At 29.3% G+C, this 14542-nt stretch carries 13 protein-coding genes and 1 pseudogene; 11 read left to right on the forward strand and 3 right to left on the reverse strand.

The genetic code is table 11. The features are described 5' to 3' along the window. Window positions 1–11 precede the first annotated feature (11 nt). The gene (locus ACYUET_RS01055; RefSeq protein ID WP_460277236.1) at window positions 12–881 is read left to right on the forward strand and encodes a methionyl aminopeptidase; all 870 of its coding nucleotides are present in this window, start codon (window positions 12–14) and stop codon (window positions 879–881) included. Window positions 882–986: 105 nt separating this feature from the next. Then, window positions 987–1949 (forward strand): annotated as a pseudogene (locus ACYUET_RS01060) (helix-turn-helix transcriptional regulator); the annotation flags it as partial. 346 nt (window positions 1950–2295) lie between these two features. On the opposite strand, the gene ACYUET_RS01065 reads toward ACYUET_RS01060, so the two are convergent. Beyond that, complete coding sequence (locus ACYUET_RS01065) at window positions 2296–3330, reverse strand: alkaline ceramidase (RefSeq protein ID WP_460277237.1); 1035 nt, start codon at window positions 3328–3330, stop codon at window positions 2296–2298. 826 nt (window positions 3331–4156) lie between these two features. On the opposite strand from ACYUET_RS01065, the gene ACYUET_RS01070 reads away from it, so the two are divergent. Further along, window positions 4157–5014 (forward strand): AraC family transcriptional regulator, encoded by an 858-nt coding sequence (locus ACYUET_RS01070; RefSeq protein ID WP_460277238.1) that lies wholly within the window; start codon window positions 4157–4159, stop codon window positions 5012–5014. Window positions 5015–5262: 248 nt separating this feature from the next. Here the strand turns inward: ACYUET_RS01070 and ACYUET_RS01075 are convergent, their stop codons facing one another. Further along, window positions 5263–5811 (reverse strand): DUF6143 family protein, encoded by a 549-nt coding sequence (locus tag ACYUET_RS01075; protein WP_460277240.1) that lies wholly within the window; start codon window positions 5809–5811, stop codon window positions 5263–5265. Between the two features lie 309 nt (window positions 5812–6120). Between ACYUET_RS01075 and ACYUET_RS01080 the strand changes: the two genes are divergently transcribed. Genes ACYUET_RS01080 through ACYUET_RS01090 form a run of 3 tightly spaced genes read left to right on the forward strand, consistent with a single transcriptional unit; the run spans window position 6121 to window position 8398 of the window. Continuing rightward, window positions 6121–6885 carry a MerR family transcriptional regulator gene (locus ACYUET_RS01080; protein WP_460277241.1) on the forward strand — a complete coding sequence of 255 codons (765 nt, stop codon included), beginning with the start codon at window positions 6121–6123 and terminating at the stop codon, window positions 6883–6885. Window positions 6886–6936: 51 nt separating this feature from the next. Beyond that, complete coding sequence (locus ACYUET_RS01085; protein WP_460277243.1) at window positions 6937–7668, forward strand: ABC transporter ATP-binding protein; 732 nt, start codon at window positions 6937–6939, stop codon at window positions 7666–7668. Continuing rightward, the gene (locus ACYUET_RS01090; protein WP_460277245.1) at window positions 7655–8398 is read left to right on the forward strand and encodes an ABC transporter permease; all 744 of its coding nucleotides are present in this window, start codon (window positions 7655–7657) and stop codon (window positions 8396–8398) included. The genes ACYUET_RS01085 and ACYUET_RS01090 overlap by 14 nt, the downstream gene beginning before the upstream one ends. Before the next feature lie 383 nt (window positions 8399–8781). Here ACYUET_RS01090 and ACYUET_RS01095 read toward each other — a convergent pair whose 3' ends face one another. Continuing rightward, on the reverse strand, window positions 8782–9555 hold the full coding sequence (locus ACYUET_RS01095) for a PhzF family phenazine biosynthesis protein (RefSeq protein ID WP_460277247.1): 774 nt from the start codon (window positions 9553–9555) through the stop codon (window positions 8782–8784). A gap of 134 nt (window positions 9556–9689) precedes the next feature. Between ACYUET_RS01095 and ACYUET_RS01100 the strand changes: the two genes are divergently transcribed. The 5 genes from ACYUET_RS01100 (at window position 9690) to ACYUET_RS01120 (ending at window position 14439) form a co-directional block, all read left to right on the forward strand. Beyond that, window positions 9690–10553 (forward strand): LysR substrate-binding domain-containing protein, encoded by an 864-nt coding sequence (locus tag ACYUET_RS01100; RefSeq protein ID WP_460277248.1) that lies wholly within the window; start codon window positions 9690–9692, stop codon window positions 10551–10553. 298 nt (window positions 10554–10851) lie between these two features. Next, complete coding sequence (locus ACYUET_RS01105; RefSeq protein ID WP_460277250.1) at window positions 10852–11532, forward strand: response regulator transcription factor; 681 nt, start codon at window positions 10852–10854, stop codon at window positions 11530–11532. Between the two features lie 197 nt (window positions 11533–11729). Beyond that, window positions 11730–12683 carry an ABC transporter ATP-binding protein gene (locus tag ACYUET_RS01110; RefSeq protein WP_460277252.1) on the forward strand — a complete coding sequence of 318 codons (954 nt, stop codon included), beginning with the start codon at window positions 11730–11732 and terminating at the stop codon, window positions 12681–12683. Then, window positions 12683–13462 carry an ABC transporter permease gene (locus ACYUET_RS01115; protein ID WP_460277254.1) on the forward strand — a complete coding sequence of 260 codons (780 nt, stop codon included), beginning with the start codon at window positions 12683–12685 and terminating at the stop codon, window positions 13460–13462. Before ACYUET_RS01110 ends, ACYUET_RS01115 begins: the two co-directional genes overlap by 1 nt. A 185-nt stretch (window positions 13463–13647) precedes the next feature. After that, on the forward strand, window positions 13648–14439 hold the full coding sequence (locus tag ACYUET_RS01120; RefSeq protein WP_460277256.1) for a sensor histidine kinase: 792 nt from the start codon (window positions 13648–13650) through the stop codon (window positions 14437–14439). Window positions 14440–14542: the final 103 nt, after the last annotated feature.

A 14542-nucleotide genomic window follows, 5' to 3' on the forward strand; every position in this document is an offset into this window, starting at 1 on the left:
GGAGTAATATCATGAGATTAAAAAGAAATGATTTATGTTGGTGCAAAAGTGAATTGAAATATAAAAATTGTCATTTAGAATTTGATAAAAAGTTAAGTGATTTAAAAAGAAAAGGACATATACTACCAACGAAAAATCTTATAAAAACAAAAGAGCAAATTGAAGGAATAAAAAAGAGTGCTGAAATTAATAATGGTCTTCTAGATTTAATTAGTGAAAATATCAAAGAAGGCATGACAACAGAGGAAATAGATAAATTAGCATATAATTATACAATATCAAAAGGTGGAATTCCGGCAGATCTTAATTATGATGGTTTTCCTAAAAGTATTTGCGTGTCAGTAAATAATGAGGTGTGTCATGGAATACCACGAAAAGATGTTATCATTAAAAATGGAGATATTGTAAACGTAGATGCAACAACTATACTTAACGGATATTATTCAGATGCATCAAGGATGTTTATGATTGGTGAGGTAAATGAAGAAGCTAAGAATTTGGTTCAAGTAGCTAAAGAATGTCTGAATAAAGGATTGGAAGAAGTTAAACCTTGGGGATTTTTAGGAGACATTGGAGCGGCAATTCAGGAACATGCGGAAAGTAATGGGTATTCAGTAGTTAGAGAATTTGGAGGACATGGAGTTGGGTTAGATATTCATGAAGAACCATTTGTTTTTCATTTTGGAAAAAGAGGAACAGATATGGTTTTAGCTCCTGGAATGGTATTTACAATTGAACCAATGATAAATGCTGGAAGTCATGAAATATTTATAGATGAAAATAATGGATGGACAGCTCTTACAATTGATGGTTCTCTCTCAGCACAATGGGAACATACAATTCTTGTAACTGAAAATGGTATAGAAATAATTTCAAGATAAAGATTGCATTAATATACCATGAAATAATAGCAAGTAAAATCAAGCAGTAATCTCTCTATTTCTTTATAATAAATGTAGGACGGTTGAAACGAGGTGAACAGATGAATGTACGAGTGGCAGAAGCAAATTCAAATAATCGTTGATGAAATTGACAAATGTATTAAAAATTATAATGATGAAGACTTGACACTACGCTTTCTTTCTAGCAGGCTAGGTTATTCCAAATTTTATACAACAAGAAAATTCAAAGAAATATCGGGTATGCAATTTAGGGATTATCTGCGACATAGAAAATTAGCCTTTGCACTAAAAGAGGTTCGGGATAGTGAAAAAAGCATTTTGGATATTGCATTTGATTATGGTTTTTCATCACATGAAGCTTTTACTAGAGCTTTCAAGGGAACATATGGTGTAACTCCAAGTGAATACCGAAAAAAGCCTAGTCCTGTCGTTCTTCGTACAAAAATAAATCCTTTCGACCGCTACTTTTTAGGATTGGGAGAGATTGGTATGATGAAATCTACAGATGATGTTAAAATTTATTTTGTAACCATTCCCGCACACAAATTTTTGCACGTTAAAAACTATGAAAGCAATGGGTATTGGGATTTTTGGCAAAAGCAAAGTCTTATTCCGGGGCAGGACTGCGAAACAATTTGCGGTTTACTCGATAGTATCAAGGGAAAATTGGATGATGATGGTGGGAGCGAATCTAACAGCGGCAGTGGTCAGATTATGGCGTACATTAATGATCCAGAAGGAAGACTCTGCGATTGGGGTATTCCACGTACAGAGTGTTATGGTGTACGTCTTCCTTTTGATTATAAAGGCGAAGTACCACCACAAATGCTTATGATTGATGTTCCTGAAGCCGAATATATTGTTTTTGAACATGGGCCATTCGATTATGAGCAGGAAAATCGTAGTGTGGAGGAAAAGATTGAAAAGGCAATGGCAACTTTTGATTTTGCAGGTACTGGTTACTGCTTTGATACTTCCCCTGGTAGAATAATTTACTTTTATTTTAATCCGGAACGGTTTTTTAAGTATATCAGACCAGTGCGGAAGCAAATAAAATCGACTGACTGCCTGTCCACTATTGTTTCTAACGAGAAAACCAAACAGGAAATAACAAATTCCAATTTATCTAACGGTTAATAATTTTAAATATAAAAAATTATATGTGCTTATTTTTTATAAAATTTAATATAATATGATTAACTTCCTAATTAGATAACTAAATAAAGTTTAGGATAATGAAGGGAAAACCGTACCATAAGTAAGTGCGGTTTTTTGTATTAGATGTGTTGAAGGACTTACTGGTTATCAGTAAGTCCTTGATATTCTCTGTTAGACAGTCGTGACACATTATGAATAATACAAAATGAAATAATTCAACTGCATCTTATGTTTATTAGTGGAGACTAATCTCTCCCCAAGTATTAGTTACCAGTTCAACAATATTATCAGCTGTATTTTCTCTAAATGGCATTACATGCCCATGATATGGAAAGTATATCAAATAACTATAGAGTGTCTCAAACCCACCTTTTCTCCATTCTTCTTTAGTTGGAAGATAACCTGTACAACCATTTGTATATCCGTTTAAGAATAACAACGGATTATGAGTTCTTACAGCAGCATCAAGTGAGATTTCGCAGAAAATTTCTTCAGGTACACCGCATAAACAACCATTATTTATTTTAAGAAATTGCACTTCACTTTGTTGGAATTGTTCTTTTACGTGTGCGTTTCTCAGCCTTTCACATTCTGAAAGCCAGTTTGAAGCATCCATTTCTGAATTTATAGAAATTTTTAAAGCTTCCGTCTCTGTAGGCACATCAGAATAGTGTTTAACTTCCTTTGATAACATCTGAATATCTACTATGTCTTGTATATCAAAGTATAGTTCAGTCACAGAATTTTTCAGTATATCAACTATTCTTTTTATATCTGAAATATTGCCTCCATGCATTTTATCTACTCCAGTTGGCTTGATGTTTCCAGCAGCTCCTTGAATCAACATAACCGGACAAGAAAAGTAGTTCTCCAATACTTGGCGTGCTTTACCAAAGTAATCACTTGAAATTAATTGATTATCACCCATCAGAACATTTGCATGAGCTGTAATTCGTAAAATAACTACGATAGGATTTCTACTTTTTGAATCTACTAATTTTAATGCTCCCAACCTGTTATCAACTATAGTACAACCGTCTCGTCGATTATCACCTATATTTGTAGTTGTAAGCGACCAACCACCTTTGCATGGAATAAGTCGCGTTTTTGCATTTTCAACACATTGCATTATTTGTTCACACATAAAATGAAAATATAAATCCCCATTCAATGCGCTTGAATCTGGACAAGGTGCAGCATGCGTATGAGAAAAATTAAGCATTATATGTGAAATTTTAGCATTAAGTTGGCTTGCTACTTTGGTACGCAAAGTATTCGCAAGTTGAGTACTTAGTCCTAAATTATCAATAGTAATAAGGTAAAAAAAGTTATTATCATTTTCAAATAATAATATTTGAGCAAATAATTTATCCAAAATTCCTTGTGATTTGCAACTATTACCACCTATCAGTTCAACTTGAAAATTAGGAGTAATATCAACTTGAGAAAATGATGCTTTATATATTTTTTTATTGTTCATAGACTTTCTCCTTCATAATTTATTTTTATTTATAAAAGACAAAATCTTTATAGGCATGAAATTTACTTCATACAAGCTTCATCCTAAAAAGACATTGTATGAAGCATAAACAATCATTAGTTTCACTTTACCACCTCTTACGAAAATATAAATTTTATACTTCTAATTTAACTATAGTTGTGTCATTTCATTTTACTGTACTAAATTAATATATAATCCAACTATAACATAATATGTAAATATCATAAAGGTGTTAATAGTCTCAATAAAATAGTATTTGAGAACAATTTAAATGAAAATAGTAGATCATAAATTAAAAATGCTATCACTTGCTACTAATACAGTAAATCATATCACAAGTAAATGAAATTTTTAGTCTTAGGCATTGTAACTTTCCTAAGACTATTTTTATAAGTAAAAATGCTGTATCACAAGCAATAATATATTTACAAAATATGTTACAATAAAAATAGTAACAATTTTGAGTATTAGACAAATAGTAATTTTATGTACATGCTATTTAAAAATCTTTTAGACAAGACAAAACATAACACAAAAAGTCGGGAATGATCGCTTGAAAAAAGATACGATATATATACAGACAGGGGGAATGATTATGGAATGGATTGAAGGAATAGGTGAAGCTATAAGCTATATTGAGGAGAATATTACTGAAGAAATCACGATAAAAAATATTGCAAAAAAAACATTTATGTCTCCGTTCTATTTCCAAAAAGGTTTTACAATGCTTTGTGGTTTTACAGTCGGAGAATACATCAGACAACGTAGACTTACTCTTGCCGGCAGTGAGCTTGTTTCTACTGATGAAAAAATTATTGATATCGCACTGAAATATGGCTACTCCTCACCAGATAGTTTCACAAAAGCTTTTACTCGATTTCATGGTGTAACACCTACTGCTGTTCGAAAAGATGGGGCAATGATTAAATCTTTTGCTCCACTGAAAATCAAATTTTTATTGGAAGGCGGTTATATTATGGATTACAAAATTGTTAAAAAAGATTCATTTACTATCATGGGAGTATCAAAGGTATTTAAATATGATAATGCAACTACAGAAATTCCACCGTTTTGGACAGAACATTATCAAACAGGAAAAGGGAAAATTGTATGCGGAATGTATGGAGTATGCATAGATGAGAGCATGGGTTCAGATGAGTTTGAATATTTAATTGCAGACAATTATAATCCATCAATAGAGATACCTAATGGTTTTGTTACAAAGGTTATTCCTAAACACACATGGGCTGTTTTTGGTTGCAAGGGTGCAATGCCAAAATCTCTGCAAGATGCGAATAAAAAAATCTTCTCAGAATGGTTACCTAATTGCAAGGATTATGAAATTGCAGCAGGTTATAATATTGAAATGTACACTGATGTGGCTGATTATCCAAAAGGTATTCAAGATGAAAACTACTATAGTGAAATTTGGATTCCTGTTAAGAAAAAATAATTATATAAAATAAATTAAGGAAAAGTGCTAATCTTGTGAAGATTAAGCACTTTTTTTCTTTATTATTAAGTTCTATATGAATACCAAGAAATTTAATCTTGATAATTAACTAAACAAATGAAAAAATAGTCTTAAACATTAGTTTTACTTGGTTAAGGCTATTTTCTATAAGTGAAAATAACATATAAAAAAAGAAATATTAATTAATATAAAGAAGAAAGGTATTTAAACTTAGAATTTACTATTCTTTAATAAGAACAATCGGAGCAATTATGGATTCTTTTTTCCCACCATCCAAAAGCCATCCTTACACCATCAAAAACAACTGGTAAAAACCCACCAATATAAATAATAATAGATTCTCCAGGTCCGAGAATAATTTGACCTCCATCAACTACTAAAGTCGAATATGGAGAAACTATTCTACTAAATATAGAAACACCATCACATGGCGGTTGAGTAGTTTTAGGTAAATATCTAATTTGACCTTCAGGAATTGGTTGAGGAAAAATAGTTGTATTAGTACAGCTAACTAAATCACTGATAACTCCATCATAAAGGTTGGATTTTAGATAAAACTCAGCTGATAAATTAAGATCTGAAATATTTGTTATAGTCATAGCATTTAGATATATATTTCTTTTTGAATTAATTGGATTTACTAATGCAGCTAAAGCATGCTTATTTTTACCAGATAAAATTGGGGTTTGTCCAATGAAATAGTTACCTTTTTCAGATTGATATAACGGATACTCAATAGATACTTCTTTTGAAATTTTGTTATTATAATTTAGCACTATAATCACCTACATATATAAATTATAAGGAAATACTATTCCTTATAATTTATAATATTTATAATACATACAACTTGCTACTATAAATAAACCTACTAAAATAGCTAACATGATATCGAGATATAAAATAAATCTTCGATAGAGATTTTGGCTACTTTGTATTTTATAAGAGTTTTAGCTAGTTATAGTGAAGAATATCATAAGAATAGTATAAACTTTAAAAAATTCACCAAAAAACAAATAAAACTCTCCACTATATCACCAGACTTTCTATAAATGTTATGATAATAACATGGAGGTACAAATAGTATGGATAAGATATATAAAACAGCAGAAGTAGCTAAAATAGTTGGAATACATTCTAACACTGTACGTTTGTACGAAAAACTTGAATTAATACCAAAGGTGGATAGACTAGTAAATGGTTATAGAGTATTTACTGACTATCATATTGAGCAGTTTAAGCTTGCTAGAACTGCCTTTAAAGTAGAGGTTCTACAAAATGGGCTTAGAAAAAAGATAATCAATGTTGTTAAGTTATCTGCTAAGGGTGAGTTTCAAGAAGCAATTGAATGTACAAATGATTATATAAATCAGATAAATCAAGAGCAAAAAAATGCAGAAGAAGCCATAGAACTTTCAAAGAAGCTTTTATTAGGAAGGGATACTAAAGATAATTATATATTTTTTACAAGAAAGCAGACTTCAGACTATCTTAAGGTTACAATGGACACATTAAGAAATTGGGAGATGAATGGTTTACTTACTATTAAGAGAAAGCAGAATGGATATCGAGTTTATACTCAAAGTGATATTAATAGATTGAAAATAATACGTACCTTACGTTGTGCTAATTATTCTCTTTCATCAATTTTAAGAATGATTAATGCCATATCAGAAAGTAAGGAAATTGATATTAAAGAGGTGATCAATAAACCAAAAGAGGATGAGGACATTGTTACAGCATGTGATAAGCTTCTTACTTCATTAAGTGATGCAGAAAAAAATGCAATTAGTATATTGAAGCAATTAGAATTTATGAAAAACGAATTTAATATAAACTCTACACTTTAACACCAGACTTTGTGATGGTGTTATTCTTTTATCAAAAGGAGGGAATAACACATGGAAGTAATAAAAGTTCATAATCTTTATAAATCCTATGGAGATGTTCAAGTAGTGAAGGATATTAGTTTAACTGTAAAGAAAGGTGAGGTATTTGGAGTGCTTGGAGCCAATGGGGCAGGGAAGAGTACTACTATAGAATGTATTTTAGGTACAAAGAATTTTGATGATGGACAGGTATCTATACTAGGTATGAATCCTCAAAAAGAAAGAAAACAACTATTTCAGAAGGTTGGGGTTCAATTTCAAGAATCTAATTATCAAGATAAGATTACAGTTAAAGAATTATGTGAAATAACTGAGGTTCTTTATAAAAATCCATTAGATTGCAATAAATTATTAGAGCAATTTAAACTTCAAGATAAAGTTAAAAATCTAGTAAGCGAACTATCTGGAGGTGAAAAGCAGCGATTGTTTATTATCCTAGCATTAATTCCTAATCCAGAGGTGGTATTTCTTGACGAGCTTACAACAGGATTAGATGTAAAATCTAGAAGAGATGTGTGGAAGTGTTTATTAAACTTAAAAAAGCAAGGTCTTACAATCTTTTTAACATCTCATTTCATGGATGAGGTTGAAGTTTTGTGCGATAAAATATGTATTTTTAAAAATGGAGTAATAGACTTTTATGGAACAATTGAAGAAGCAGTGGCACTTAGTCCATATGAAAAATTTGAGGATGCTTATTTATGGTTTGTAGATGAGGAGGACTTGGTTAATGAAAGTATTTAAATTAATGTTAAAAACTGAATTAAAGTTATCACTAAGAGGCATGGATATGTTCATCTTTGCAATCTGTATGCCAATTCTAGTAACTGTTATTTTGGGTGTTATTTATGGCAATAAACCCGCATTTCCTGGAGCAGATTTTACATTCATGGAACAATCCTTTGCAGCTGTATCAACCATTGCAATATGTGCAGGTGGCATCATGGGGTTACCATTAGTATTATCTGAGTATCGTCACAGAAAGATATTAAAAAGATTTAGAGTAACACCAGTTAGCCCATCTATGATTTTAATAGTTCAAGGAGTAATCTATGCTTTATATGCTATTGTTTCATTAATTCTTATTTATTTAACAGCCAAAATATTTTTCAAGTTTCAATTTAAAGGTTCATGGATAAATTTTTTAGGAGCATACACATTAGTAATGACATCAATGTTTAGCATTGGATTTATGGTTGGAGGAATAGCTAAAAATACTAAAATGGCTGGTGTTATTGCAAGTATTCTATACTTTCCTATGCTTCTATTTTCAGGAGCAACATTACCATATGAGGTTATGCCAACAACTCTTCAAAAAGTCGCAGATATCTTACCATTAACTCAAGGGATAAAGCTTTTAAAAAATGCATCACTTAGTTTAAGTATAGATAATGCACAATTACCAATTTTAGTTATAAGTATACTTGCTGTGATATGCATCTGGGTATCTATTAAGCTTTTTAGGTGGGAGTAATTAAGCTGAAATAATATCTTTTAACTACAAAGTATATATTCAGATAAACAAAATTAAAAGAGATGTTTAATTAATAAAAAGTAAGCGCATAGTATTAAAGTGATATTTAGGAGAAGATAGATATAAAATTTAAATAATGGTAGCCAATTTCTTTAGATATATTTAATAAAAGGACTTACTAGGAAATGTAAGTCCTTGATTTGATTATAGAAATTAATCCTCTATAACCATATTAAGAACAGTTTCAATGTGTCTCTGCTGGTGTTTTTATTTCTTTAAATAACAGCGGTAATTCAGTACAACCTAATAATACGACTACTTTCTATACTGAAAAGTAACAAATAGAAAGATTTCCTTAACTATGTGAGTAGTATCAAAAGATATTAAAAATTAATATCTGCAATGGAGTATAATGCTGCTTTGCCACTTAATTTTACTCTCTCTCCTTGATATTCACAATATAATGTACCCCCTCTTGGAGATGCCTGATAAGCAACTAAATATTTCTTTCCAAGCCTATTTGCCCAGAATGGTATGATATGGCAATGTCCTGAACCACACACTGGATCTTCATCTACATTACATTTTGGTGCGAAGGATCTTGATACACAGTCAAATTCTTTACCTTTAGCTGTAGTTTGCAAGAGTAGCCCTTCTAGTTTTTTTATCTTTTCTAAATTAGGATTTAAATTTCTAACATCTTCTTCTGATTCAAAAATACAAAGTAAATCCCTTCCCATATATGCTTCTAATGGTCTAATCCCAATAGCTTCTATCATTTCATCTGTTACATCTACTTTTTTTAGTTCATAAGCTGGAAAGTTCATTTCAAAAAGGTCACCATTTTTTATAACTGTTAATAATCCAGATAGTGTCTTAAAACGTACTTCTGTTGATTCAGTCTCAATAAATTTTGTGATGACATACGCAGTTGCAAGTGTTGCATGTCCGCATAGATCAATCTCACCGCCTGGAGTAAACCATCTTAATTTATAATCTGAAGCTTCTTTTACTGTAAAAGCTGTCTCAGACAGTTGATTTTCCCTTGTTATCTGCATCATGGTCTCATCAGTAAGCCATTCATTCATAACACATACTGCTGCAGGATTTCCCCCAAATACCTTCTCCGAAAAAGCATCTACCACATATTGTCTCATTTTAAATTCCTCCTTTATCCTCCAAAACGTTTATTGATTTTTATATGACCTTAGTATACAATGGCCTCATATATAAGTAAAACGACTATTTTTAATTAATATATTAGATTTTCTAATGTAAAGGAGATGATAATATGAACCGATATCTTGCCCTATGTAAAATTGTAGAAGTCGGAAGTTTTTCAAAATCTGCAGATTTATTAGGTTATACCCAATCAGGCATAAGTCAAATGGTTCAATCACTAGAAGATGAGCTATCTCTAAAGTTACTGCTACGTTCTCGAACTGGTGTAAAACTTACTCCTGAAGGCGAAGAATTGTATCCTTATATATTAAAAACTGCTTCTTCTTATCGTGCAATGATAGAGAAAACTAAAGAAATAAAAGGGCTTGAATCAGGAACTATACGAATTGGTACTATTTCCAGTATCTCGTGCCATTGGCTTCCTCATATGATAAAAGAATTTCAGGCTATTTATCCAGATGTACAATTTATTCTTCATCAAGGAGACTATACAACTATTTCTGAATGGATTAAGTCAGGTGAAGTAGATTTTGGATTCATAAATCCTGCTGCAGTGTCAAAATTAAATACTATTGCCTTAAAGGATGGAGAACTTCTAGCTGTTCTTCCACAAGAACATTCATTAGCAAAAGAAAGTTCAGTCACATTGAAACAGCTTGCAACTGAATCTTTTATTCTATTGGAAGAAGGTGCTCTCAATGAAGCTTTAGATGCTTTTCATGAACAAAATCTTCATCCAAATATCAAAATGTGTATTCATGATGATTATTCTATTCTTTCCATGATTGAAGAAGGCTTAGGAATAAGTATTTTGCCTGAATTAGTTCTAAGACGAGTGAGCTATGATATAGCTAAAGTTCCAATTAACCCACCTGTGACACGTACCATAGGAATTGCTTATAATAATCTAAAAACAATTCCTATAGCAAGTAGGTATTTTATCAATTACTTAAAGGAACACATTCCTGATTAATTATAAATTGTATTAAAAATGTTAGATAAAGACGATTTAGAGCTTATGAATCATTACTAAGTTTTCAAACAAGCAAAGATGTAGTAACATATGTGGTATGTTACAAAAATACCCCCGTCTTTACAAAGGTTACATAACAAAGGAGCGTATTGTTGCTGCAAAGGTAATAAACTAACTAATGTAAATTGTTCAAAGTGTAATGAAATCAATTATGAAGTATACTCTGGATAAACATACATAAAGTTGTTTACTTGAATAAAATAAATTAACACATACTTAACGGTAAAGAGGTGTAAGAATGAAGAAGATATTAATAGTTGAGGATAATAAAGATTTAAACATATTACTTTCAAATATAATAAAAGAAGCAGGATATCTTAGCAAATCGTTATATGATGGATTAGGTGTAATTAAAGAATTCAAAGAAAATAAATATGATATGATTATTTTGGATATAATGCTTCCATATAAAAGTGGAGATATGATTTTAAAAGAAATTAGAAAAGATTACGATGTTCCTGTTATTATTATTTCAGCTAAGGATTTGACGGGGACAAAAGTATATATGTTAAAGAATGGTGCTGATGATTATATTACTAAACCATTTGATGTTGATGAAGTTATCGCAAGAATAGAGACAAATCTTAGAAGATATAAAAATAGTAAAACAGTAAATGAAATGTTATATTATAAAGATATAAAACTTGATACCAGATTAAAAAGAGTAATAGTTGATAAGAATGAAGTTAATCTTACAGTTAAAGAATATCACATTCTTGAATTATTGATGGAAAATCAGGAGAGAGTATATTCAAAAGCAAATTTATATGAAATTATATGGGAAAGTGAGTTCTTAGGTGATGATAAAACTATTAAAACCCATATAAGTAGATTGAGAAATAAATTAAAAGAAGCAAATAAAGATGAAGAGTATATTGAAACTGTATGGGGAATAGGATATAGGTTGATTAAACAATAAAGGATTATTGCTTTGAGTATAATCTTAATAGCTGAGATAGATAAATATTTTTATTATCTCAGCTTATTTTATTAGTATACATTTAATTCATGATAATTAGGTCTATTTTTTATCTCTTTCGTAACATTTTATTACTTAATTGTTACTTTTATGTAACCTTTTAAGTTTATATTTATTATGATGAAAGGAGAAGAAAAATGAATAATAAAATTTTAGAAATTATCAAAGTAACAAAAGTATATAAAACTAACAGTATCATAAGAAAAATAACAAATAAAAATAGCAATGGAGTTGTTTTAGAAAATGTGAACTTTTCTTTAGAGAAGGGAAAAATTTATGGGCTTATTGGAAGAAATGGTTCTGGGAAAAGTACTCTTATTAAAATAATAGCTGGTCTATCTAATACTACAGAAGGAAAAATAAGAATCTTTGGAGAGGACGATGAAGAGAATTTAAGACAAGCAAGAAAAACTATAGGATTTTTAGTTGAAGAACCAGCGTTACATTTAGGAATGACAGCAAAAGAAAATATGCAATTATTTCAAAAGATAAAAGGTATATCTGACAATAGCAGTCTTGATGAAATATTAAAAATGGTAAATTTACATGATTGTAATAAAAAGAAAGTACGTAATTTTTCATTAGGAATGAAGCAAAGATTGGGAGTTGCGTTAGCACTTGTAGGTAATCCGGAAATTTTAATATTAGATGAACCTATGAATAGTATTGATCCTTATGGAGTTGTAGAAATAAGAAATATTCTAAAAAAAATATGTTCAGAAAGAAATATTACTATGCTTGTAACTGAACATGATTTAAATAATTTATATTTGTTAGCAACGGATTATATTATTATAGATAAAGGACATATAAAGGATGAAATTACTTTAGAACAATTAAAGGAAAAGTGTAAAAAATATATATTATTACATACAGATGAGCCAGAGAGAATGGCTTATATTTTAGAGGATGTTTTAAAAACAACAAATTATAGAGTCATGCAAGATAAGTCAATTAGATTATATGATTATATTGATGATGTTAAATTGTTAGCAAGAACTTTTTTAGACAAGAAGATTTTAGTTACAAATTTATCATATGAGTGTGGTACTTTAGAAGATTATTTTCTTAGTGTTGTAAGGAGGGTGTAATGTATAATTTATTAATTGCAGAATGTATGAAAATAAAAAAGAATGTTGCTCTAAAAATGTTGATTATAGGAATATGCGTTATAAGCGTTGCATTATCATTAAATAATATTTATTCAATAAAATTATGTTATGAAGATTTATCTCAAATTGAAAGTTATTCAGGAGCAGGCCAATTTTGTGCTGCTCTAGCAATGAGGCATAATTTTATAAATATTAGTATACTTCTTACTGTGTTTGGGGGTATATATATATGTTATGATTTTGAAAGAAAGTTATGTCAAAGTGCTGTTTATGCAGGATGTAAGAAATTGGATATATTTTTTAGCAAGATGATTATATATTTTATTATATCAGCGGTATTATTATTAATATATTCATTTATTTCTACATTAATTCCAAGTATTGTCTTCTCTGATTATATTAAATATAATAGTAGTATGATTTTACAAATGATAAAAATATATTTTGTAAGTATTATATTTCATTTTGCTCGGTTATCACCTATAATTTTAATAGCATATTTTATGAGAAAAACAGGAATCACAATAATATTATGGGGGATAATTTATATAGCGGTTGATAAATTCTGGCAAGGAAGCGTTGAATTATTTCCTGTAATAGATAAAGTATATGTTAATACTATTTGGCAAATTAATAAATGTATAACTCCAAATATGACATATTTAAGCGCATTTAGAGTTGTTGGAGTTAGTTTAATGTATATAATCGCTTTTGTTGGTATAGCTTATATGCTTTTTAAAAGAGAAGAATTAAAATAATTTATTTACAATATATATAATTCTGATAAATATAATTTAGGAATCTCAGGTATTAGCAAGGAGGTATTCATAAAATTATTACATTAATTATAGTTATAAGTTCTATAACAATATTAATATTAATTTTATATATTTATTTTTTAAATAGAACAATAAAAGATATTAATAAGCAAATTGCTTTTAAAATGAATAAAAAAATAGAATCATTAATTAGCATATCTATGTTCAATAAAAATTTAACTGATCTTACTGGAAATTTAAATAAGCTACTAATTTTTGAAGAGAAATCAAGAATTCAGAGTGTTTGTCAGGAAAAAAAGATTAAAGAAATGATTACTAATATATCTCATGATTTAAGAACTCCACTTACTGCTGTCAAAGGATATATGGAACTGTTAGTTAGGAATTTACAAGAAGAAAAACAAAGGAAAACTTCTGAAACTATAATAAAACATATAGATCAATTGGACAAGCTTATAAATTGTTTTTTCGAACTTTCATACCTTGAAATGTCTGATGATAATATTGAACTTTCTAAAGTTAATTTAACCAATACTTTATGTAATAGTATTGTGAATTATATATATGAATTTGAAAAGAAAGATATAAAGGTTGAAATAAATACTGAACAACCTCTTTATGTTGTTGGGAATGAAGAAATGATAAAACGTATAATTGAAAATCTTATAAAGAACTGCTTAGTTCATTCATATGGAAATGTAAAAGTTAATATTAGTGAAGAAGATGAAAATATAGTATTATCATTTGCAAATAAAGTGAAAGAAACAGAAAAAATAGATACGGATAATTTATTTGATAAATTTTATGTGGCTGATCAGTCTAGAAATAAAACAACAACTGGACTTGGATTGTCTATAGTAAAAAAACTTTGTGAGAAAATGAATGGTAGTGTTAAGGCTATACTTAATGGAAGTATATTGGATATTAAGGTTATATTATTAAAATCAGATAAATGAAGTAATCTAGCAAATTAAGAAGTTCTAAGCTAAATATACTAATTTATGAGGGGATTCTCAGTAGAATCAGGTAGTGCTACATGAAGAAGGAAGGAAAGTTATG

It is taken from the genome of Clostridium sp. CTA-5, assembly GCF_054768135.1.

Bases quoted from the DNA above. Each gene is read 5' to 3' on its own strand.
- ACYUET_RS01110 (WP_460277252.1), top strand. From the start codon at position 11,730: ATGAATAATAAAATTTTAGAAATTATCAAAGTAACAAAAGTATATAAA.
- ACYUET_RS01105 (WP_460277250.1), top strand. From the start codon at position 10,852: ATGAAGAAGATATTAATAGTTGAGGATAATAAAGATTTAAACATATTA.
- ACYUET_RS01080 (WP_460277241.1), top strand. From the start codon at position 6,121: ATGGATAAGATATATAAAACAGCAGAAGTAGCTAAAATAGTTGGAATA.
- ACYUET_RS01115 (WP_460277254.1), top strand. From the start codon at position 12,683: ATGTATAATTTATTAATTGCAGAATGTATGAAAATAAAAAAGAATGTT.
- ACYUET_RS01100 (WP_460277248.1), top strand. From the start codon at position 9,690: ATGAACCGATATCTTGCCCTATGTAAAATTGTAGAAGTCGGAAGTTTT.
- ACYUET_RS01090 (WP_460277245.1), top strand. From the start codon at position 7,655: ATGAAAGTATTTAAATTAATGTTAAAAACTGAATTAAAGTTATCACTA.
- ACYUET_RS01085 (WP_460277243.1), top strand. From the start codon at position 6,937: ATGGAAGTAATAAAAGTTCATAATCTTTATAAATCCTATGGAGATGTT.
- ACYUET_RS01055 (WP_460277236.1), top strand. From the start codon at position 12: ATGAGATTAAAAAGAAATGATTTATGTTGGTGCAAAAGTGAATTGAAA.
- ACYUET_RS01120 (WP_460277256.1), top strand. From the start codon at position 13,648: ATGAATAAAAAAATAGAATCATTAATTAGCATATCTATGTTCAATAAA.
- ACYUET_RS01070 (WP_460277238.1), top strand. From the start codon at position 4,157: ATGGAATGGATTGAAGGAATAGGTGAAGCTATAAGCTATATTGAGGAG.
- ACYUET_RS01095 (WP_460277247.1), bottom strand. From the start codon at position 9,555: ATGAGACAATATGTGGTAGATGCTTTTTCGGAGAAGGTATTTGGGGGA.